17 protein-coding genes are annotated in these 20475 nt (G+C 53.3%); 1 reads left to right on the top strand and 16 read right to left on the bottom strand.

The features are described 5' to 3' along the window. Positions 1–400: 400 nt before the first annotated feature. From GZH47_RS27765 to cymR, 5 genes are all read right to left on the bottom strand, one after another. The gene (locus GZH47_RS27765; RefSeq protein WP_162644214.1) at positions 401–1471 is read right to left on the bottom strand and encodes an AI-2E family transporter; all 1071 of its coding nucleotides are present in this window, start codon (positions 1469–1471) and stop codon (positions 401–403) included. 206 nt (positions 1472–1677) lie between these two features. Next, entirely contained in the window at positions 1678–1872 is a 195-nt protein-coding gene (locus GZH47_RS27760) for a hypothetical protein (protein ID WP_162644213.1), read from the bottom strand. Positions 1873–1875: 3 nt separating this feature from the next. Then, on the bottom strand, positions 1876–2421 hold the full coding sequence (locus GZH47_RS27755; protein ID WP_162644212.1) for a PRC-barrel domain-containing protein: 546 nt from the start codon (positions 2419–2421) through the stop codon (positions 1876–1878). Positions 2422–2437: 16 nt separating this feature from the next. Continuing rightward, the gene (locus GZH47_RS27750; protein WP_162644211.1) at positions 2438–3592 is read right to left on the bottom strand and encodes a cysteine desulfurase family protein; all 1155 of its coding nucleotides are present in this window, start codon (positions 3590–3592) and stop codon (positions 2438–2440) included. Between the two features lie 13 nt (positions 3593–3605). Further along, positions 3606–4025, bottom strand: a complete 420-nt coding sequence (gene cymR, locus GZH47_RS27745; RefSeq protein ID WP_162644210.1) for a cysteine metabolism transcriptional regulator CymR — start codon at positions 4023–4025, stop codon at positions 3606–3608. Between the two features lie 243 nt (positions 4026–4268). On the opposite strand from cymR, the gene mnmA reads away from it, so the two are divergent. Then, positions 4269–5366 (top strand): tRNA 2-thiouridine(34) synthase MnmA, encoded by a 1098-nt coding sequence (mnmA, locus tag GZH47_RS27740; protein WP_162644209.1) that lies wholly within the window; start codon positions 4269–4271, stop codon positions 5364–5366. A gap of 150 nt (positions 5367–5516) precedes the next feature. On the opposite strand, the gene GZH47_RS27735 is transcribed toward mnmA, so the two are convergent. The 11 genes from GZH47_RS27735 to GZH47_RS27690 form a co-directional block, all read right to left on the bottom strand. Next, positions 5517–6878, bottom strand: coding sequence for a hemolysin family protein (locus GZH47_RS27735; RefSeq protein WP_162644208.1), 1362 nt, complete (start codon positions 6876–6878; stop codon positions 5517–5519). Positions 6879–7127: 249 nt separating this feature from the next. Next, the gene (locus GZH47_RS27730) at positions 7128–8432 is read right to left on the bottom strand and encodes a replication-associated recombination protein A (RefSeq protein ID WP_162644207.1); all 1305 of its coding nucleotides are present in this window, start codon (positions 8430–8432) and stop codon (positions 7128–7130) included. Between the two features lie 129 nt (positions 8433–8561). After that, complete coding sequence (locus GZH47_RS27725) at positions 8562–10136, bottom strand: methyl-accepting chemotaxis protein (RefSeq protein WP_162644206.1); 1575 nt, start codon at positions 10134–10136, stop codon at positions 8562–8564. Between the two features lie 179 nt (positions 10137–10315). Next, positions 10316–11665, bottom strand: a complete 1350-nt coding sequence (locus GZH47_RS27720; RefSeq protein WP_162644205.1) for an Nramp family divalent metal transporter — start codon at positions 11663–11665, stop codon at positions 10316–10318. Positions 11666–11956: 291 nt separating this feature from the next. Next, complete coding sequence (locus tag GZH47_RS27715; RefSeq protein WP_162644204.1) at positions 11957–12622, bottom strand: YdeI/OmpD-associated family protein; 666 nt, start codon at positions 12620–12622, stop codon at positions 11957–11959. Next, positions 12619–13374 carry a tRNA threonylcarbamoyladenosine dehydratase gene (locus GZH47_RS27710; protein WP_162644203.1) on the bottom strand — a complete coding sequence of 252 codons (756 nt, stop codon included), beginning with the start codon at positions 13372–13374 and terminating at the stop codon, positions 12619–12621. Before GZH47_RS27710 ends, GZH47_RS27715 begins: the two co-directional genes overlap by 4 nt. A gap of 164 nt (positions 13375–13538) precedes the next feature. Beyond that, positions 13539–15356 carry an aspartate--tRNA ligase gene (gene aspS / locus GZH47_RS27705; protein ID WP_162645475.1) on the bottom strand — a complete coding sequence of 606 codons (1818 nt, stop codon included), beginning with the start codon at positions 15354–15356 and terminating at the stop codon, positions 13539–13541. A 43-nt stretch (positions 15357–15399) separates the two neighbouring features. Continuing rightward, positions 15400–16650: a histidine--tRNA ligase gene (gene hisS / locus GZH47_RS27700; protein WP_162644202.1), complete on the bottom strand. Its 1251-nt coding sequence runs from the start codon at positions 16648–16650 to the stop codon at positions 15400–15402. A 767-nt stretch (positions 16651–17417) separates the two neighbouring features. Further along, positions 17418–17576, bottom strand: a complete 159-nt coding sequence (locus tag GZH47_RS33890; RefSeq protein ID WP_192043549.1) for a hypothetical protein — start codon at positions 17574–17576, stop codon at positions 17418–17420. 94 nt (positions 17577–17670) lie between these two features. Further along, a complete protein-coding gene (gene dtd / locus GZH47_RS27695; protein ID WP_162644201.1) occupies positions 17671–18114 on the bottom strand; it encodes a D-aminoacyl-tRNA deacylase in 444 nt (147 codons plus the stop codon). Between the two features lie 59 nt (positions 18115–18173). After that, entirely contained in the window at positions 18174–20357 is a 2184-nt protein-coding gene (locus GZH47_RS27690) for a RelA/SpoT family protein (protein ID WP_162644200.1), read from the bottom strand. Positions 20358–20475 lie beyond the last annotated feature (118 nt).

Below are 20475 nucleotides of genomic sequence, written 5' to 3'. Positions count from 1 at the left end.
AGCCTGAACAATCTCCTTCAATAGACAGTAACGGGTCCACCCGGCGAAGTTCGTTCGCACTCCGAAACCAGCTTTCAATCATCCTTCGCCCGTAGAATTTTCTCAACCGTCGCAATGTTTCAAATGCGGAATGCTGCATGTCCAACCTTACGGTCGTACACGCAAACCAATCCGATCTGGCGGAATGCTGCATGTCCAACCTTATGGTCGTACACGCAAACCAATCCGATCTGGCGGAATGCTGCATGTCCAACCTTACGGTCGTACACGCAAACCAATCCGCTTCTGCGAAGAAATTCTTTCTCTGTTGGCGGTCTATGATCTACTTCAGTTTCTTCAACGTGTTAGATTATGCCTATAACCTAGATAGAAATAGAATATCAGTAATCTGCACACGCTGTCAAATCGTCTTCCTGCGCACGTAATACGCGAAGATATGCTGCACGATAACCTTGAGCGCCGCGAAGATCGGCACCGCCAATATCATGCCGACGATGCCCGCCAATTCTCCGCCGACGAGCAGCGCGAAAATAATCGACAGCGGGTGCATATGCAGCGTGCGGCCCACCACCTGCGGGGAGATGACATTGCCTTCGAGAATTTGGCAGACGGTGTTCACGATGACGACCATCAGCATCATTTTGAGCGAAACGGTCGAGGCCATCACGAGTGCCGGAGCCGCGCCGAAGAACGGACCCAAGTACGGAATAATGTTCGTTACCGCGACGACGCTCGCCAGCAACAGCGCATAGGGCATGCCGATGATGAGATAGCCGATGTACGCCAGCGTACCGACGATGATGCACACGAGAAATTGACCGCGTATGTAGCTTCCCAAGGCGTTATCGATGTCTTTCAGCAGCCGTACGGCGTGCTTGCGGTGCGGTTTAGGCACGTAGGTCAACAGCGTCCGCTCGAACACCTCGAAATCCTTCAAAATATAGAACGCCAGGAACGGAATGATGAACGCGATAAAGACGACGTTCAGCATCGCCCCGATATTGTTGATGAAGCTGAAGATGGCATCCGAGCCGTGTTTCTCCAGCTTGTACAGCGCTTTATTGATTCCCGAACGAATGCTCTCCGGCAGAAGCGAAGAATTGTTCAGATCGTCGACGATGTTCTGGGCTTTCATCGATAAATCCGGCATATGGCGATTCAGCTCCTGCAGCTGATCCAGGAACATGGGGATGGCATTCATCAAGACTACGGTCAACGATGCACAGAAAACCGCATAGATAAGCAGCACCGCCATCGTCCGCGGCACCCTCCGCTCATGCAGCAGGCTGACGATCGGATTCAGCACGTACGAGATAATCATCGCAATCAAGAACGGCGCGAGCACCGCCCGCAGGAAGATATAGATGTGGATGAAAATCGGCTTCAACAGCAGCAGCAGATACAAGGCGATCAATCCCAATATGAGATAGACGAGCCAAGTAAAAATACGGTTGTTCGTGAACCGTTCCACGCCCAATACCTCCTTGAATCAGCATGCAGAGGCGCTTCAATATTCAAAGGCCGCATCCGATATAACTAGTATTACAGTATATGTACAAGTTGCCGGAATCATCCCGCAAGTTGATGGACTTCCGCCGATTCCCATCCTTTCCCGGAAAAAACAAAAAACGGCCTTATACAAGGCCGTTTCCCAGATACCGCAGCGGAACGCACAAGCTAGTTCACATGAACCTGCGGCATTTCGTCTTCAAAGAATAAATCGTCCAGCGAGCTAAGCGTGCCGTCTTCTTCCACTTGATAGACGGACATTTTCTCGCCATTCACCGTTAATTCGATGAAGCATCCCCAACAGTAATACTGGTGTGATCCGATTTTCCCGATATCCTTTGAACTGCAATTTGGGCATTTCATAGCTCATTTCTCCCTAATATCCGTCTCTGAAACAACGACCGGCGAGAGGTAGTCCTCGCTTCCGGCCGGTACTATAATGACATCATTGCCAAGCATGACTTCATCAGCTTGCAGCGGAGCAGGAAGCCATTTGCGGCCTTCCATGATATCCGCTATGAAACCGTCCGTCAATTCATAGCCTATTATTTGTGTACCCTGTATCTCGCCAAAATAAACATCGGATACGCGTCCAAGTTGTTCGCCATGCGCGGTAATGACAGGCAGATCTTTCAATCGCACGGTTCCCGTTAGGAAAGAACGCTGTATATCCGCTTGTTTCGTCCGTTTCACCGATGCTTCGTTCATAATGATAACCGCATCTTCTCCGCAGACCAGAACCTCGCTCCACAAGACGGCTTTCATCGAAGTAAAGAATCGCCTTCCGGCGTCCAAAATAATGCCGCCAAGCTGCCAGTGCTCGTCAAACCATGCATCCTTCACATGTCCGACATGCTTGCCGGCGTTCATTTCAATGACAGGCAGTCCAATCAGATGCTGTAGTCTTAACACAGTCTGGCAAGGCCTCCTAGGCAGTATTACGAATGCGGCTCATAAAGGTTTCAACTTTTTTAACCGCCGATTCGAGTTCCTCCATAGTATTTCCCAAACCGAAGCTAAACCGTACAGCGGAAGATTGACGTTCTTGCGAGATTCCCATCGCTAGCAGCACATGAGAAGGCTCGAGCGCGCCGGCCGTGCAAGCAGAGCCGCCGGAAGCCGCAATGCCGACAAGATCTAAATTCATCAGCAGCGTCTCCGACGTGAAGCCGAGGAAGCTAAGATTCAAGATATGCGGCGCATATTCCGTTTCATGGCCGTTCACCACGACCCGTTCCGCGCCGGCGATAGCTTTCATCCGTTCTATCCATGTATAACGTAGCTTGTCCAAGAAAAGTTTCCGTTCCGCCATCGAATTCACACAACGTTCAAACGCGGCGGCGAACCCAACGATGCCTGCGATGTTCTCCGTACCCGGCCGTCTCTTCCGTTCCTGCGATCCTCCGTGAAGCAGCGGCTCCAGAACGGTGCCCTTACGGACGAAGAGCGCGCCCACGCCTTGCGGCCCGTTGATTTTATGGGCGGAGAAGCTCATAAGATCAACGGGCATCGAGCGCAATTCGATCGGCAGCACGCCTAATGCCTGCACAGCATCGACATGAAACGCAACGCCGCGAGACCGGGCGATTTCGCCGATTGCATGAATCGGTTGAATCGTGCCGGTCTCATTGTTGACATACATGACGCTGATCAGCGCCGTTTCGTTCGTGATCGCCGCCGCGACATCAGAAGCCGCCACGACGCCTTGTTCGTTCACTGGCAGCACGGTCAGGCGAAAGCCTTCCCGCTCCAGCGACTCGCAGGCGTGAAGAACGGCATGATGCTCGGCGGCAGTCGTAATGATATGGGATTTGCCGTTCTGCCGGGCAGCTCTTGCGGCGCCGATAATCGCTTCGTTATCGCTCTCCGTGCCTCCGCTAGTAAAAACAAGCTCGGCCGGCGCACAGCCCAGTCCGCTGGCGATAAGGTCACGCGAATGGTTCAGCAGCTGCCTCGCCGCGCGTCCGTTCCCGTGAATGCTCGACGGGTTGCCTACGGTGCCCGTAAACACGTCCATCATCGCAGCCGCGGCATCGGGATGCATCGGCGATGAAGCCGCGTGATCGTAATAAATGCGTTCCATTATGCAATCATCCTTAAATGTAGAACATATAAGAGTCCTGCTTAACCTCTTCTTTATAGGTAACGAGGTCGGCAAGCGTCGTTGAATCCAGCACTTCCGCGATGCTGTTGCGAATGCGGAGCCAAAGGTTTCTTTTGGCCGGATCGTCTTCTTCCGTGAAATCGACCGGTGAAATCGGACCTTCCAAAATTCGAATGACATCGCCCGAAGTAATCGTATAGGGTTCCTTGGACAGAATGTAACCTCCGTACGCGCCGCGGATGCTCTTAACGAGTCCTGCGTTCCGCAGCGGAGCGATCAGCTGCTCCAAGTAATGTTCCGATAATTGATTACGTTCCGCGATGCTTTTCAGCGATGTTGGTCCTTCGCCGAATTTGGCGGCCAGTTCCATCATAATCGTGAGGCCGTAACGGCCTTTCGTTGAAATTTTCATTTTCGCGCACCTCTTCTCCGACGAAACAAGATCTTATTTAAAAGGTTGCTGCCGTAATAGATTACAATTCATGGTATTCCCATATCATATCTATGTTAACATAACCAAGCGTTGATTTGTTGAAAAAACGATGACACTTTCATGAAAATAAGCTTGAAAGTGTGCTACAATAAAAACTTAAGCGCCCTAAACGGCTTTTTCGAGTCTGTATGGGGTTGAAATACAAGGTGGTGGGATCGAATAATGAGCAATTCCAATATCCGCGTTGTCGTCGGCATGTCAGGCGGCGTCGATTCGTCCGTTACGGCCTTGCTGTTGAAACAGCAAGGGTACGACGTAATCGGCATTTTCATGAAAAACTGGGATGACACCGATGAACTCGGCCATTGCACGGCCGAAGAGGATGCAGAAGACGTACGCCGCGTCTGCGACCAAATCGGCATCCCTTATTATACGGTCAATTTCGAGAAAGCTTATCACGATAAGGTATTCGCCTACTTTCTCGAGGAATACCGGAACGGCCGGACGCCGAACCCCGACGTCATGTGCAACCGCGAAATCAAATTCGGCGATTTCCTGCAGAAAGCGCTGGAGCTGGGTGCCGATTACTTGGCTACCGGACACTACGCCCGCCTAGAGCGTACCACCGACGGGGAATCGAAGCTGCTGCGCGGCGTCGATCCCGGCAAAGACCAAACGTACTTCCTGCACGCCTTAAGGCAGGATCAGCTGGCCAAAGCCATGTTCCCGATCGGACATCTGCCTAAACCGGAAGTCCGGCGGATCGCCGAGGAGTTCGGTCTTGCGACGGCGAAGAAGAAGGACAGCACTGGCGTCTGCTTCATCGGCGAACGCAATTTCAAGCAATTCTTAAGCGGCTATTTGCCTGCTCAGCCAGGTCCTATGGTCGATATCGTAACCGGCGAGACGAAAGGCCGGCACGACGGTCTGATGTATTACACCCTCGGACAACGCCAAGGACTCGGCATCGGCGGTTCAGGAAACGGCGAGCCCTGGTTCGTGGCAGACAAGGACTTGAAGGAGAATATCCTCTACGTCGTGCAAGGCGATGCGCATCCGAGCTTGTACTCGGCGGGATTGACCGCTACGGGCATCAACTGGATTTCTCCCGTTAAGCCGGAAGGCGAGTTCGCATGCACCGCGAAGTTCCGTTACCGTCAGCCGGATCAGCAGGTAAAAGTCACGTTCCGCGCAGACGGCTCGACCGCCGACGTTAAATTCTTGCAGCAGCAGAAAGCAATCACGCCCGGACAAGCGGTCGTCTTCTACGACGGAGATGTCTGTCTCGGCGGCGGTACGATCGATATCGTGCAGAAGTAAACAACGCAGCAATCCCCCGGCTCCTCGGAGCCGGGGGATTTTTCCATGCCGATCGACCGCAAAAAGAAAGAGACGATCGACATCGTCGACCGTCTCTTCGCACTATGCATGAACCTTCACGTTACATACGATCATGCATGCTGCGGGTTATTAGCCCGTTTCCGCTTGTAAATTCTCTTCCAGCAGCATTTCTTCTTCTACTTCTTCGACCGTCTGCTTGCGAATCTGAATGCGCGAGATCCGCAGGTGATCGGTTTCCTCGATTATAAATTCAAACCCGATCGGATAAACGATCCGCTGACCTTGCGATGGCGGATTCTCGATCTGCGCATACATCCAGCCTCCAATCGTATCGTAATCGTCGCTTTCGATTTCCGTTCCGAAATAACTGTTCACTTCTTCAATCAGCATCATGCCGTTAATGGAATGCGAGCCGTCTTCCTTCGGTTCGACATCCGCGCGTTCCTCGTCGAATTCATCCTGGATCTCGCCGACGATTTCTTCCATGATATCTTCCAAAGTGACAAGTCCCGACGTTCCGCCATATTCGTCGATAAGAATGGCGATTTGCGTTTTCTTCTTCTGCATCAGCTTCAACAGCGTGCTGATATGCATGGAATCCGGGATCGTCGTCATCGGACGCGTAATATGCCGAATGTCATGGATGCCCTGCTGCGTTACTTTCAACAGATCTTTTATATGAATAAAGCCGATAATGTTGTCTTTGTCCTTGTCGCATACAGGATAACGAGTATGCATTTCCTTCAGCGCAATCGCTTGGTTCTCCTCGAACGACAGATTGGCGTAGAGACAGATCATTTCGGTACGTGGAATCATGATTTCTCTGGCATGCGTTTCCGCAAAGTCGAAAATATTATCGACCAGCGTAAGCTCCGTATTGTCAATCAGACCGGACTTATGGCTTTCCTTCATCAAGATGCGGATTTCTTCTTCCGTATGCGCCGATTCATGCTCCGCCGCGGGCTCGATGCCGATGCTTCTCAGCATTCCGTTCGCCATGCCGTTCAACAGATAAATGAACGGATACATCACTTTGTGGAACGCGATCAGCGGAATTGCCGTCCACAGCGTTACAGGCTCTGCTTTGCGAATCGCATAGGTCTTGGGAGCAAGCTCGCCAAGCACGATATGAAAAATGGTGATGACCGAAAACGCGATGATAAACGAGATGGTCGAAATGGCGACTTCGCCAAGATGAAACTGCTCGAGCAAAGGTTCGATCATGCGCGAAATGGTCGGTTCGCCCACCCAGCCAAGTCCGAGGGAAGCCAATGTAATACCCAGCTGGCAGGCCGATAAATAAGCATCCAAATTCGTCGTCAGCAACGAGGCGAATCTCGCCTTGCGATTGCCGTCCTGGACAAGCGAATCAATTCGACTGCTTCTTACTTTAACCATGGCAAACTCGGCGGCAACAAAAAATCCGTTTAAAAAGACGAGCACGAAAATCAAAACGATGCTCCAAACTATGGGTAACGGGTCACTACTCAACGATTCCCTGTTCGCCGTCCGCGCCTTAAGCCGCGATCACGACCAACAGGTGCACCTCCTTCAGGGAATAAAAATTATAAATTTCTTTTATAATACTACATTAGACGATGACGTCTCTTTCCGTCAAATGCCGTCATCCCACCTTCTGGCCCGTATTCGGGTTTTACTCATGTTTATTCCGTGAAGGTCGGCCTTTATGCGCTGTTTTCGCGCTCCTGCTACCGATATTGCTGGATAAGCGGCATACGGCTACTTCCTGCGCTCTTGATTTTGGCGGATTTTATCCTCCATTCCCTGCTGCGTCGCCTTATAGAACTTTTTATTGGCAATGCGCTCGGGCAAATACGCTTGCTTCACATAATGGTTCGGGAAATCGTGGGGATATTGGTAGCCGACATGGCCGAGCCGCTCGGCACCGCTGTAATGCGTGTCCCGCAGATGAAGCGGAACTTCAGCAGATCCGATGCTCTCGATGGCGTTCATTACATTGGAAATCGCCAGCGCCGCCGCATTGGATTTAGGGCTTTCCACCGCAAACAGGATCGCCTGGGTGATATTGTATTTGGCTTCCGGCCAGCCGATCTTGTGATAGGCGTCCATCGCCGTTACGGCCTGCACCATCGCCTGCGGATTGGCAAGCCCGATATCCTCGCTGCACGCAACGATCAAACGGCGGACGAACGTCATGGGATCCATTCCGAGCTTCTCGACGGCATAGAGAAACCAGAATAAGGCCGCATCGCTGGAGCCTCGGACGCTTTTATGAAAAGCCGACAGCACGTCGTACTGCGTCGATTCGTCGGCGCGCACGGTCGGCTTGCGAATCGATTCCTCCGCCACCTCCAGCGTGACCGCGACCGTGCCGTCCGGCTGCGAAGGCGTCGTAACGGCAGCCAGCTCCAGCGCGTTCAGCGCCCTGCGAATATCGCCGCCGGCCATGGATGCAATGTGCTGGAGCGCCTCTTCCGCTACGTGCAGCTTCATGAACCCCAGTCCGCGTCCGGCATCGGTTAAAGCTCTGCGCATCGCCTCGAGTGCATCCTCGCGCGTCAACGTCTCTAATTGAAACAGCGTTGAACGGGACAGCAGGGCGCCATTGACGTAGTGGAACGGATTTTCCGTCGTCGCTCCGATGAATACGATAATGCCCTGTTCGACGGCGGGAAGCAGCGCATCCTGCCTGGAAGCGTTGAACCTGTGAACCTCGTCGAGGAACAGGATCGTTTTGCGCCCGTACATCGATTTGGTCATCTTCGCTTGGTCAATCACGGCCCGGACATCCTTCACGGATGCTTCGACCGCATTCAATTTAACGAAATCGCCCTGCGTGCGTTTGGATATAATATGGGCTAACGTCGTTTTGCCGCATCCCGGCGGGCCGTATAACAGAATGGACGACACTTGGTCGCCTTCGATCGCGCGGCGCAGCAGCTTGCCCGGTCCGACAACCTCATGCTGTCCGATATATTCGTCTATGGTTTGGGGGCGCATCCGGTCCGCGAGCAGCTTCGCTCTTGGCTGTGCTTCCTCTTCGTTATAGGTAAACAAATCCATCCGTATCACGTCCTTTTCCAAACCATCATATCATACTAGCACACATGTTCGCCATGCGCGTCAACCGGAAGAAAACCCTTTACATGAAACGAGACCAAGCAGAAATCCGATCTGCCCGGCCTCTCAAAATCATGTCCTGAATGTATTGACCATCTTGTCCAGATAGCCGGCGAGCGAGCCAAGCTGTTGAGATGAACTTGCCGTTTGTTCGGCAGCGGCAGCCGTTTGTTCGCTCACGGAAGCGATCGATTCGATTTGCTTCATCACTTCCTGCGATTGTCTGGCTTGCTGCATGCTAGATGCGGCAATTTCCTTGGTTTGCTGCGCAACCGCTCCAACCCGGGTCACGATGCTGCCCAGCGACAGCCCGGCTTGCTGATAGCGTTTCTCCGTCTCCGACATCGCCTTGACACTGTCTTGCGTGCTGTCCTGCATGCCTTTGATAATCGTTGTAATTTGTTTCGTCGCTTCCCCGCTTCGTTCCGCCAGCTTGCGCACTTCGTCCGCGACGACCGCAAATCCGCGGCCTTGCTCGCCAGCCCTCGCCGCCTCGATTGCCGCATTCAGCGCAAGCAGATTCGTTTGTTCCGCGATTTCGTCGATGACCTCGATGATGTTGCCGATTCGATTGGAGTCCTGTTCAAGCTCGTGCATCCGCCGGGAAAGCTGGTTCATGCTCGCAATGGAATCGTTCACGGTTTCGCTGCAGGCGATCGCGTCTTGATTCGTAATCATCGTCAGATTTGTCGCCTCCTGCGCCAGTTCCGCAACCGTACTGGCGCCTGCGGAGAGCGCATTGACTACCTCGGAAGCGGTTTGCGCGGATTCTGCCTGATGCATATTGCCCTTTGCCACTTCTTCCGTCGTGGCGGAAATTTCCGAAGCCGCAATCGTCACGTTCTCGGAAGAGTGCAGCACCTCACCGATCAGCTGCCTCAACCCCCCTGCCATCTCGTCGATCGATTGCATAATGCCGCCAAGCTCGTCTTTATCGTAAAACAGTGCTTCCCTTGCCTGTAAATCACCTTCGGAAACATGCTTCGTCCGCTGTAAAATATGATCCACGGATTTGGTAATCCGCCTAACCGTACTGAAGCCGACAGCGCTTATAAACAGCGCGATGATCGCGATGACGATGTAAATATACAGATGCAGGCTTCGATTCTGCCGTTCGATGAAATCCGCTTGATCGTTGCCGTAAGCATCGAGGAATTCGCCAAGCTCATTCAAGCTTTCGCGGGCAGCGTCGAAATTGGCGATTTGACTCGCGTGCGCTGCCGCGTTGCCCGACCACGCGCTGAAGTTTTGCTCGAATCGGTCCAGATTTTGCTTCACGGTCCGTTCGGACTGCGCATAGGTTAACCCCAGCAGCTGGTTGTCGGATAAGATAACGCCAGCCTTGTTCACCCGGTCGCTGACTTGCACGATATTCTCGTTTAAATCCTGCGTTTGTTTCTTCTTATCTTCGTCCGTTATTCGTGCGTCGCCAAGGCTTTGATAAGCAATCAGCGCCTGATACATGTCCCGGTCTGCATTGAGAATGAGCGATGTCGATTGTTCCGTGATATCGTACATAATCATACGCATATGCTTCAAGTCGTCGTTGTTTTTCTGAATCAAGTAGATGCATACCGCCAAGAACAGCAGTACCGGAACGATGACCAAACCGCTTAACTTCTTCTTCAACGAAATATTATGCAGCATGCTTGCACCCCTTAGTTGATGGTTTATAGCTGGCTTCTGAACTCCATCTTAACCATCAGCTGTTTAGGAAGTTTGCTATTAAGTGTTTGATTTGTGTAAGGCGAAAGCGCTAATCACCTCGTCGCATGCATGCAAAAAACCTTCCCCAATTGGAGAAGGCTTTTGTTCGTATAATCTCATTAACCCGTGAAGGTTTGATAGAGCAGATACAAGTTCAAGACCGCAATAACGATCGCAACCGTCCATGCTAATACTTTCATCCATAGCGGATTCGCGAAATTGCCCATTTTCTTCTTGTCGCTCGTGAATTTCACCAGCGGAATGACCGCGAAGGAAAGCTGCAAGGATAGAATGACTTGGCTTAAGATCAGCAGATCCGTCGTTCCTTTCGCGCCGTAGAGCCAAGTGACGATGACTGCGGGCACGACGGCGATCATTCGCGTAATCAGCCTTCTGATCCATGGTTTAAGCCTGATATTCAGGAACCCTTCCATGACGATCTGACCCGCAAGCGTCCCCGTTAGCGTGGAATTCTGCCCCGATGCCAACAGTGCGACGCCGAACAATACGCTTGCCGCAGCCGTTCCCAGCATAGGCGAAAGCAGATGATAAGCGTCTTGAATTTCCGCCACGTCCGTATGACCTGTCGTATGGAAGGTCGAAGCCGCAATGATCAGGATGGCCGCATTGATGAACAAGGCGAAGAACAAGGCGATGGACGAATCCCATGTTGCGTATTTGATGGCTTGGCGTTTGCCGAGCTCCGTCTGTTCGAACTGTCTCGTCTGAACGATGGAAGAGTGCAAATAGAGATTATGCGGCATGACCGTCGCGCCTAGAATCCCGATGGCGATATACAGCATCGTCGGATCCGAGACAATGCCCCCGGTCGGAATGAAGCCCTGCATGACCGCGCCGACTTCAGGCTGGGACCAGAACATCTCGATCAGGAAGCAGCCGCCGATCGTGACGATGAGCACGATGACGAGCGATTCTATGAACCGAAAGCCTTTATTTTGCAGCAGCAGCACGAGGAGTACGTCCAACACGGTTAATATGACCCCGGCTATAAGCGGTATGCCGAACAGTAAATTCAAGGCGATCGCCGATCCGATGACTTCGGCAAGGTCGCAGGCTGCGATGGCCAGCTCGCAAAGCACCCACAGCGCCATGGATACGGGCTTGCTGTAATGGTCTCTGCATGCCTGCGCGAGGTCCCGGCCCGTTACGATGCCGAGCTTGCCCGCCAACGCTTGAAGGAGAATCGCCATTAGGTTGGATAGCAGAATGACGAATAAGAGCGAATAGCCGAATTTGGATCCGCCCGCCAAGTCCGTTGCCCAGTTGCCTGGATCCATATAGCCTACGGCTACCAAGTAGCCGGGACCTGCGAATGCCAAAAATTTACGGAACCACGATCCGTGTTTTGGAATTTTCATCGATCGATAGACTTCGGGAAGTGTATTCGAATTTCTCTTTTGCCGCCAGCCGCTCTCTTGGGCCATCGGTGCCGGTTGATTCGTGTTCATTGCCGTTCACCTCTTTATGATCGTCGTTATGTGATGTTGCTCTTAACCTACAAATATGCACGCGGGAAACCATTGTTTCCTATTTTCATTGTACACCACCAAAAAAGTTTGTCAAAGGCAACTTTTGTTGACTGGGACAAATTTGATGGCCTTGTCTAAGAAATATAACCCGTATTTATCCCAATGAATGAGGGACAAATGGGCATTCAACAAAAAAACAGGCTTACCGGAATAGATCGCGTTCGATCCTCCGATAAACCTGTTTCTAGCGTACATTCCTACATGGCGCCGTTAAGCTTGCGGCTTGTCCGACGGGCGCTTCAGCTTCTGCTGCAGTTTCGCCATCATCTCGCCGATTCGCTTTGCGCGCGTCACTTCTTGTTTCGCTTCGTTAATCCAGCGAATGTATTCTTTGCGATGCGACGGTGCCAGCTCTTCGAAGAACGCTGCCGCCTCCGGATCGCCTGCCAGCGCTGCTTGCACTTCATCCGGTACAAGGAGTTCTTTCACGATTGTCGTTCCCGCTGTCCGGCTTGCATCCGCCGCACGGCTTGCTCTCGCGCTCGTCTGCACCATGCCGACAGGGCGGAATCGCATCGCCGACCACGTTTCGTCCACGGAAACCAGGGAAACGCCTTCCCAGCCTTCGTCCTTCACGACTCTCCAGCCGCGGTCGCGGTTGATGTCGGTTCTGATCTTGGACGTGCCCTTCGGATAACAAATCCAGAGCAGGCCGTCCTTCTTGACGGCCTTCAGCGCTTTCGGCGCATGCTCCGTCAGCGTGGCGATATCCTTGGCAAACAGCATGACAAAATCATACGTGCCTGCATCCATCTCGCTGAACGGCTCTGCGCCTTCCGCGCCGAGCGCTTCCTTATACGTATCGTCCGGCGCTTCCAGCAGGGCGATGCGCATTTCCAGCGAAAGCCTTAATTTATTCATTAACTCAACATTCATTTCGGTTGGCCTCCTGATGCCAGCAAATCTTTAACGACCTCGCTTACCATAATCAAACCCGCGACCGGCGGAACGAAAGCATTGCTGGACGGCGGCTGCTTCGCTTTGCGAATTTCCGGCGCATTGTCGGGCACGATCCGCTGCGTGACGTCCTCGCGCGGCTTCATCGGCTCCTCCGTGGAGAAGACGACCTTTACGCCCTTCTTGATGCCTTCTTTGCGCAGCTTCTGCCGAACGACGCGGGCAATCGGGTCCATCGACGTCTTGGAAATGTCCGCGACCTGGAACCTCGACGGATCCATTTTGTTCGCGGCGCCCATGCTCGAGATGACCGGGATATTCCGCTCCAGGCATTGCTTGATCAGATGGATCTTGTAGATGATCGTGTCCGACGCGTCGACGACGTAATCAAGCTCGTATTCGAACAGCTTCTCGTACGTTTCCTCGGTATAGAACATCCGAAGCGAAATCGCGTCGCAATCGGGGTTAATGAGCTTGATCCGGTCACGCATCAAGTCCGCTTTCGGCTGGCCGACCGTCGTCGTCAGCGCATGAATCTGGCGGTTGATGTTCGTAATGTCGACGACGTCCTTATCGATCAGGATAATGCGTCCGACGCCCGTCCGCGCCAGCGCTTCCGCCGCGATCGCACCGACGCCGCCGATGCCGAGCACCGCCACGGTGCTCTCTTTCATGATATCCAATCCCTCGGGGCCGATAGCCAGCTCCGTCCGGGAAAATTGATGCAGCATTCTTCATTACACCTCCTAGGCGGTATAGTGCCGATAGACGAGAAAACCTCCATCGAAGCCTTTCGCAGATGAACGACCGTGCTTAGAGGTAGGCTTTCAATTCTTACGTGGGAATGAATCCGGCTTTCGCCCGCACGCAAGGCGGACGAAAGCCGGGTAATGGATTAGTTTTGCGGTGCCGGTGCGGCGCCTGCGGCAGCAGCTTCAGGCTGCTTGGCAGGTTTCTGAACCGTCCGGATGTGCAATTGCTGCAGCTGGGCGATATCCACCTCGGAAGGCGCATCGCTGAGCAGGTCGGTTGCGCTTGCGGTCTTAGGGAACGCGATCGTTTCGCGCAGGTTCGTGCGGCCCGCAAGCAGCATGACCAGACGGTCGAAGCCGAAAGCGAATCCGCCGTGCGGAGGCGTTCCATAGTCGAACGCATCCAGCAGGAAGCCGAATTTCTCGTGCGCTTCCTCGAGCGAGAAGCCAAGCGCTTTGAACATCAGCTCTTGTACGTCGCGCTTGTAGATCCGCATGGAACCGCCGCCTACTTCGTAGCCGTTCAGAACAAGGTCATACGCTTGTGCGCGGATTTCGCCGGGATTGGTCTCAAACAGCGCGATGTCGTCGTCGTTCGGACGCGTGAACGGGTGATGTTCCGCCACGTAACGTTTCGCTTCTTCGTCGTAGCCGAGCAGCGGGAAGTCAACGACCCACTCCAGCTTAAACTTCGACTCGTCGATCAGGCCAAGCTGCTTGCCGATCTTCAGACGCAGGTTGCCAAGCACATCCGCAACGACCTTCTTCTTGTCGGCGGAGAACAGCAGCAAGTCGCCTTCTTCGACGCCCAGACGCTCCGTCATCGCCGCGATTTCTTCAGGCTTGAAGAACTTCACGATCGGTCCGCGCCATTCGCCTTCCTTCACCGTTACCCAAGCCAAGCCTTTGCCGCCGTAGCGTGCCGCGAACGGCTGCAGGTCGTCAAGCTCCTTACGGCTCCAGCTAGCGCAGCCTTTGGCGTTCAGCGCTTTAACGACGCCGCCGCTGGCCGATACGGACGCGAACACTTTCACGTCGCTCGATGCCACGATATCGGTAATGTCTTCCATCTCCATGCCGAAACGAAGATCCGGCTTATCGGAACCGTATTTGTTCATCGCGTCCGCATGCGTAATGCGTTGGAACGGACGAGGAATGTCCACGTTGACCGTTTCTTTGAACAGCTTCACGACGAGCTCTTCCATCAAATCGAGCAGCTGATCCTGCGAAAGGAACGATGTCTCGATGTCGACTTGCGTAAACTCGGGCTGACGGTCAGCGCGAAGGTCTTCGTCGCGGAAGCAGCGAGCGATTTGGTAATAGCGCTCAAGTCCGCTGACCATGAGCAGCTGTTTGAAAATTTGAGGCGATTGCGGCAGGGCGAAGAATTCGCCCGGATGCACGCGGCTTGGCACGAGGTAATCGCGCGCGCCTTCCGGCGTGCTCTTCGTCAGAATCGGCGTTTCGACGTCGATGAAGCCTTGGCCGTCGAGGTAGTCGCGGAACACTTTCGCCGCTTTGGAACGAAGCAGAAGCGTCTTCTGCATTTCCGGACGACGAAGGTCCAGGTAGCGGTATTTCAAACGAAGCGACTCGTCAACTTCGACGCCGTCTTCGATCGGGAACGGAGGCGTCTTCGCCGCGTTCATGATTTCGATTTCCGTTACGCGGATTTCGATCTCTCCTGTCGCAATGTTCGTGTTCACCGTTTCAGCGTCGCGTTCTACGACTTGACCGCGAATGGCAAGCACATATTCGTTGCGCGCGCGGTCAGCGATCGCCAGGGCATCTCCGGAGAAATCGGGATTAAAGACGATTTGCACGATACCCGTACGGTCGCGAAGATCGATAAACAATACCCCGCCAAGGTCGCGACGGCGCTGTACCCAGCCGTTCAGTGTTACAGTTTGGCCAACTTCCGCTTTCGTCAGCGTTCCGCATGCATGCGTTTTGAGCATCATCATGAAAGTTCGACTCCTTTATAGTAAATGAATGATATAACCGTTAACCGTTCAAAATCGCGTCGGCCAGCCCGTCAAGCGTTACGAACTTCTGCTCTCCGGTCGCCATATTCTTGAGGGCGATCTCGCCGCGCTGCAGCTCGTCGTCGCCAAGAATAGCCGTGAAACGCACTTGCAGCCTGTCGGCCGACTTCATCTGCGCTTTCATCTTGCGTCCTTGATAGTCCCGCTCCGCAGCGATACCGCGCATACGCAAACCGTGCAGCAGACGGGTTACTTCGCGATCGGCCGCTTCACCCAAACCAACCATGTACACATCGACCTGGTGAAGGTTATCCAGCTGCGCGCCTTGGCTTTCCAGAAGCATGACCGTCCGCTCCAAGCCGAGTCCCAATCCGACGCCCGGCTGATCCGGACCGCCGATATCGGCCACGAGGCCGTTATAACGTCCGCCGCCGCCGATCGTATCGATGGCGCCGATGCCTTCCGCCTTGTATTCGAATGCCGTATGCGTGTAATAGTCAAGGCCGCGTACGAGGCGCGGGTTAATGACGTACGGAATGCGCATATCCGTCAGATGCCGCTGCAGTGCTTCGAAGTGCGTCCTGCATTCTTCGTCAAGGCTTTCCAGAATGGAAGGCGCCCCTTCGAAATGATGCTGATCCACTTTACAGTCCAGCACGCGCAGCGGATTGCGGTCCATCCGGGATTGGCAATCCTTGCACAGGATTTCGCGCTTCGGTTCCAGGAATGCCAGCAGCCGTTCGCGGAATGCCGCGCGTACAGCAGGCGTGCCTACGGAGTTGATTTCAACGCGGACGTCCTTTAGCCCTACTTCCGTGTAGAACGCGTATCCGAGCGCGATAACTTCCGCATCCAATGCCGGATCGACCGCGCCGAGCGCCTCGATGCCGAACTGATGGAACTGTCTGTATCGTCCTGCCTGTTGACGCTCATAGCGGAACATCGGTCCGATGTAATAGAGTTTCGTCAAATCCGGCTCGCCGTACAGCTTGTTCTCCACGTATGCGCGGACGGCGCCTGCCGTGCCTTCAGGACGAAGCGTCAGACTCCGGTCTCCGCGGTCAGTGAACGTGTACATTTCTTTCTCGACGATATCCGTCGTTTCACCGACGCCGCGTTTGTACAATTCCGTCATCTCGAAAATCGGGGTGCGGATTTCGCGAAAATTAAACCGCCGGCAAATGTCGCGTGCCACGCGCTCGACATATTGCCATTTCTCCACGGCGCCAGGCAGGAAATCCTGGGTACCCGGTGGTTTTTGAAAAGCCATTGCAGCTTCCTCCTTCAACAGTTTGAACTTAAGAAGAACTTCAAGATGAACTTAAGAAGAACTGATTGCCGCCGTACGATTACGGCGCCGTAAGTTTCTTCCGTAAATCTTATCGAAACGGATCGGTGCGTGCCTCTTCACTCCGATAAGATCAAAAAAGCTCCCGCCCTCCGCCTTGTTCAGGCAAAAGGGACGAGAGCTTGTCATGTACAAAGCAATCGTGGTACCACCCACATTCCGAAACGCCGGCCAATTCCGCTGCCGTTTCGCTTTACCCGGTTAACGCCCGGCTACGCAATACAACTACTGAGTAAGCGATCATTCAGCTTACAGGTTCGCCGCATGTCCTCAAGGAGGTCTATTCGCTCAAGCACGCCGAGGATTCTTCCAGCCAAGGAATCCATCTCTGAATCGGTGCAGGTAGAACGAAACTGTCCCATCAACGGATCGACACATTATTTCGTATATCTTAGCATTCCAGTTTTGTCCTGTCAATATACATCCGTCCTGACAGCGTTCTGCAATTTATGGACATTTATTCATGCCTATATGGAATTAGACAGAAAAAAACCTACAAACAAGTTGTAGGTCCGTCAATAATATATTCAAAAAAGGGGGTCGTCTTTTATTATAGGCACGACATGTTAGAGAATCATTGAAAACAAGTTACAGTTTCATTACAAAAATTAAAGCGATTTCCTGCCGCTCGCTTCGACAAATTCCGACGTCGCCCACACTACGCTCCCCTCTATAGCCCTAAAAGCTTCTTAAGGCGTTTTAGAAGGCATTACCGAGGCTCTGCCCAATTCTCCGCCTGCCTCGATGCTTGACTCTTCTCTCGCCAGCATGATGGCTTCCCGGCGATCCGCATGCAGCAGCCGTTTGGATGTTCTCTCGATCCCCTGTTCCTTGCGTGATTGATGCACTCTAGGCTCGACCTCCACTGTGTCCCGCGCGTTGACGGCGCGATAGTATCAGCTTCTAGTCTGCCCGCTTCCAAGCATTTCAACACTCCGCGTACTAGGCTTTGCTGTCGATAATCAAAGTGACTGGTCCCCAGTTGGTAAAGGAAACATCCATCATCGCTCCGAATGTGCCCGTAGCGACCTCGATGCCGGATGCGCGAAGCGCCTCGTTGAAGGCATCGTACTGCGCCTCGGCCTGCTCCGGCCGCGCCGCCGCCATGAAATTCGGACGCCTGCCTTTGCGGCAGTCGCCATATAGCGTAAACTGCGAGACAGAGAGGATTTCCCCGCCGATCTCCGTCACGGATAAATTCATTTTCCCGCTTTCGTCTTCGAAAATCCGCAAGCCTGCGATTTTGTCGGCCATCCACCGGATATCGGCTTCCGTATCCTCGTGCGTAAGCCCGACCAAGAGGACGAGCCCCTTCGATATGGAGCCGACCGTCTCGCCGGCTACGCTGACGGCCGCTTCCTTGCTGCGCTGCACGACCACTTTCATTCCGATTTTAGCTCCTCTGAACGGTAAGAATCCTTATTGAATTGACTTACTGAATTGACTTACTGCATGATGCGTTGAACGGTATAAATATCCTTCACGCGCTTGATGCGCTCGACGACGGATTGCAGATGCTCGATGTTCTTGATCAGCACCGTCATATGAATCATCGCCAATTTGTTTTTATCCGAACGGGCGGAAACTTCCGAAATATTCGTTTTGCTTTCCGATACCGCCTGCAGCACTTCGTTCAGAAGTCCAGGGCGGTCATGACCCGTAATCTCGATATCGACGCTGTAATTCGCCTCGACCGATTCTTCCCAATCCACCTCGATCATGCGCGCCGCTTCTTCGCCTTCGGCGCTTGACGTCAAGTTCGTGCAGTCTGCGCGATGAACGGAAACGCCGCGGCCTCTCGTAATATAGCCGACGATGATATCTCCCGGAACCGGATTGCAGCAGCGGGCGAAACGGACTAGCAGATTGTCGACGCCTTTGACGGATACGCCATGCGTCGGACGCGTCTTCCGAAGCGAAGTGGAGGATTTGACTTCCTTCATTTCGTTCGACAGCACGATTTGACTTGCCTCTTCGGCTTCTTTGCGCATTTTCTCGGTCAGCTTCGTGCAAATCTGGGCTGCGGTGATGCCGCCGAACCCGACGGCGGACAGCATATCATCGATATCGTTAAACGTATATTTGTAAGCCGCTTCCTGCAGCTGAGCATCCGACATCAAACTCGAAGGCTCGAGTCCGAGACGCTTCAGCTCGCGCTCGATCGCTTCGCGGCCTTTGATGACGTTCTCTTCGCGCCGTTCTTTCTTGAACCATTGCTTGATCTTGCTGCGGGCATGCGACGACTGGGCGATCTTGATCCAATCCTGGCTTGGGCCATAGGAATGTTTGGACGTCAAAATTTCGACGATATCGCCTGTCTTCAGTTTGTAGTCGAGCGGCACGATACGGCCGTTAACCTTGGAGCCGATCGTCCGATTGCCGACTTCCGTGTGGATGCGGTACGCAAAATCAAGCGGAACGGCGCCCGCCGGAAGCTCGAATACTTCGCCCTTCGGCGTAAATACAAAAACAAGGTCGGAGAAAAAATCCATCTTAAGCGATTCGACGAATTCCGACGCGTCGCTTGCTTCGTGCTGCAGCTCGATGATTTCGCGGAACAGCGTCATTTTGTCCTCGAACGATCCAGCCGGAACGACGCCGCCTTCCTTGTACGCCCAGTGGGCCGCGATCCCGAACTCGGAGGTGCGGTGCATTTCCCAAGTCCGAATCTGCACTTCCGTCGGCTCGCCCGTCGGTCCGATCACCGTCGTATGGAGCGACTGGTACATGTTCGCCTTCGGCATGGCTATATAATCTTTGAAACGGCCGGGCATCGGTTTCCACAAGGTGTGAATGATGCCTAGCGTCGCATAACAATCCTTGATATTATCGACGATAATGCGGATCGCGAGCAGGTCGTAGATTTCGTTGAACTGCTTGCTTCGCGCGGTCATTTTCTTATAAATGCTGTAAATATGTTTCGGCCGGCCGGAAATATCGCCTTCGATGCTCATATCGTCCAGCTTCTCGCTAATGCGCCCGATAACGTCGGAAATGTACTGCTCCCGCTCCGCGCGCTTCTTCTTCATGAGGTTCGCGATCCGGTAGTATTGCTGCGGATTCAAATAACGGAGAGCGATGTCCTCCATCTCCCATTTGATCGCGGAAATACCGAGCCGGTGCGCGATGGGACAGAAGATCTCCAGCGTCTCGTAAGCGATCCTCCGCTGCGCTTCCTCCGATTGATATTTCAATGTGCGCATATTGTGCAGCCGGTCGGCCAGCTTGATCAGAATGACCCGCATATCCTGCGCCATGGCGACGAACATTTTGCGGTAATTCTCGTTCTGCTGTTCTTCCTTCGAACGGAATTGAATCTTCTCCAGCTTGGTCAAGCCATCCACGACGGCCGCGCATGCCTCCCCGAACCGGGAGCGGACTTCCTCCAGCGGAACCGTCGTATCTTCAACCACATCATGAAGGAGCGCCGCGATAATCGACAATACGTCCATTTGCATATTGACGAGAATTTCCGCAACGGCAACAGGGTGCAATATATACGGCTCTCCCGATTTGCGCACTTGCCCGTGATGGGCCTGATCGGCAAATTCGTAAGCTTCCGTAATTCGTTTCAAGTCTTGTTCCTTCATATAGGTTGATGCTTTATCGAGTAGCTGCTCTATGCCCATGAATGTCCCTTTCCGGAAAAGCGCGCGTCCGTGAGGCGCATGTTGCTTTCCAAATCATCTATTTCCAAAATAGTACAAATTATATGAAATCATGAAATGGTACGGCATCGTCGTTTAG

It is taken from the genome of Paenibacillus rhizovicinus (genome assembly GCF_010365285.1).
In the GTDB taxonomy this organism is placed as follows: Bacteria; Bacillota; Bacilli; order Paenibacillales; family Paenibacillaceae; genus Paenibacillus_Z; species Paenibacillus_Z rhizovicinus.
The sequence above is the reverse complement of the archived record's forward strand: the minus strand, read 5'-3'. Positions and strand labels throughout refer to the sequence as shown.

What these genes read in the sequence shown, in the direction of transcription:
- GZH47_RS27760 (WP_162644213.1), bottom strand. Translation starts at nt 1,872, where the DNA reads ATGAAATGCCCAAATTGCAGTTCAAAGGATATCGGGAAAATCGGATCA.
- GZH47_RS27750 (WP_162644211.1), bottom strand. Translation starts at nt 3,592, where the DNA reads ATGGAACGCATTTATTACGATCACGCGGCTTCATCGCCGATGCATCCC.
- cymR (WP_162644210.1), bottom strand. Translation starts at nt 4,025, where the DNA reads ATGAAAATTTCAACGAAAGGCCGTTACGGCCTCACGATTATGATGGAA.
- mnmA (WP_162644209.1), top strand. Translation starts at nt 4,269, where the DNA reads ATGAGCAATTCCAATATCCGCGTTGTCGTCGGCATGTCAGGCGGCGTC.
- GZH47_RS27730 (WP_162644207.1), bottom strand. Translation starts at nt 8,432, where the DNA reads ATGGATTTGTTTACCTATAACGAAGAGGAAGCACAGCCAAGAGCGAAG.
- GZH47_RS27725 (WP_162644206.1), bottom strand. Translation starts at nt 10,136, where the DNA reads ATGCTGCATAATATTTCGTTGAAGAAGAAGTTAAGCGGTTTGGTCATC.
- GZH47_RS27720 (WP_162644205.1), bottom strand. Translation starts at nt 11,665, where the DNA reads ATGAACACGAATCAACCGGCACCGATGGCCCAAGAGAGCGGCTGGCGG.
- GZH47_RS27715 (WP_162644204.1), bottom strand. Translation starts at nt 12,622, where the DNA reads ATGAATGTTGAGTTAATGAATAAATTAAGGCTTTCGCTGGAAATGCGC.
- GZH47_RS27710 (WP_162644203.1), bottom strand. Translation starts at nt 13,374, where the DNA reads ATGCTGCATCAATTTTCCCGGACGGAGCTGGCTATCGGCCCCGAGGGA.
- aspS (WP_162645475.1), bottom strand. Translation starts at nt 15,356, where the DNA reads ATGATGCTCAAAACGCATGCATGCGGAACGCTGACGAAAGCGGAAGTT.
- hisS (WP_162644202.1), bottom strand. Translation starts at nt 16,650, where the DNA reads ATGGCTTTTCAAAAACCACCGGGTACCCAGGATTTCCTGCCTGGCGCC.
- dtd (WP_162644201.1), bottom strand. Translation starts at nt 18,114, where the DNA reads ATGAAAGTGGTCGTGCAGCGCAGCAAGGAAGCGGCCGTCAGCGTAGCC.
- GZH47_RS27690 (WP_162644200.1), bottom strand. Translation starts at nt 20,357, where the DNA reads ATGGGCATAGAGCAGCTACTCGATAAAGCATCAACCTATATGAAGGAA.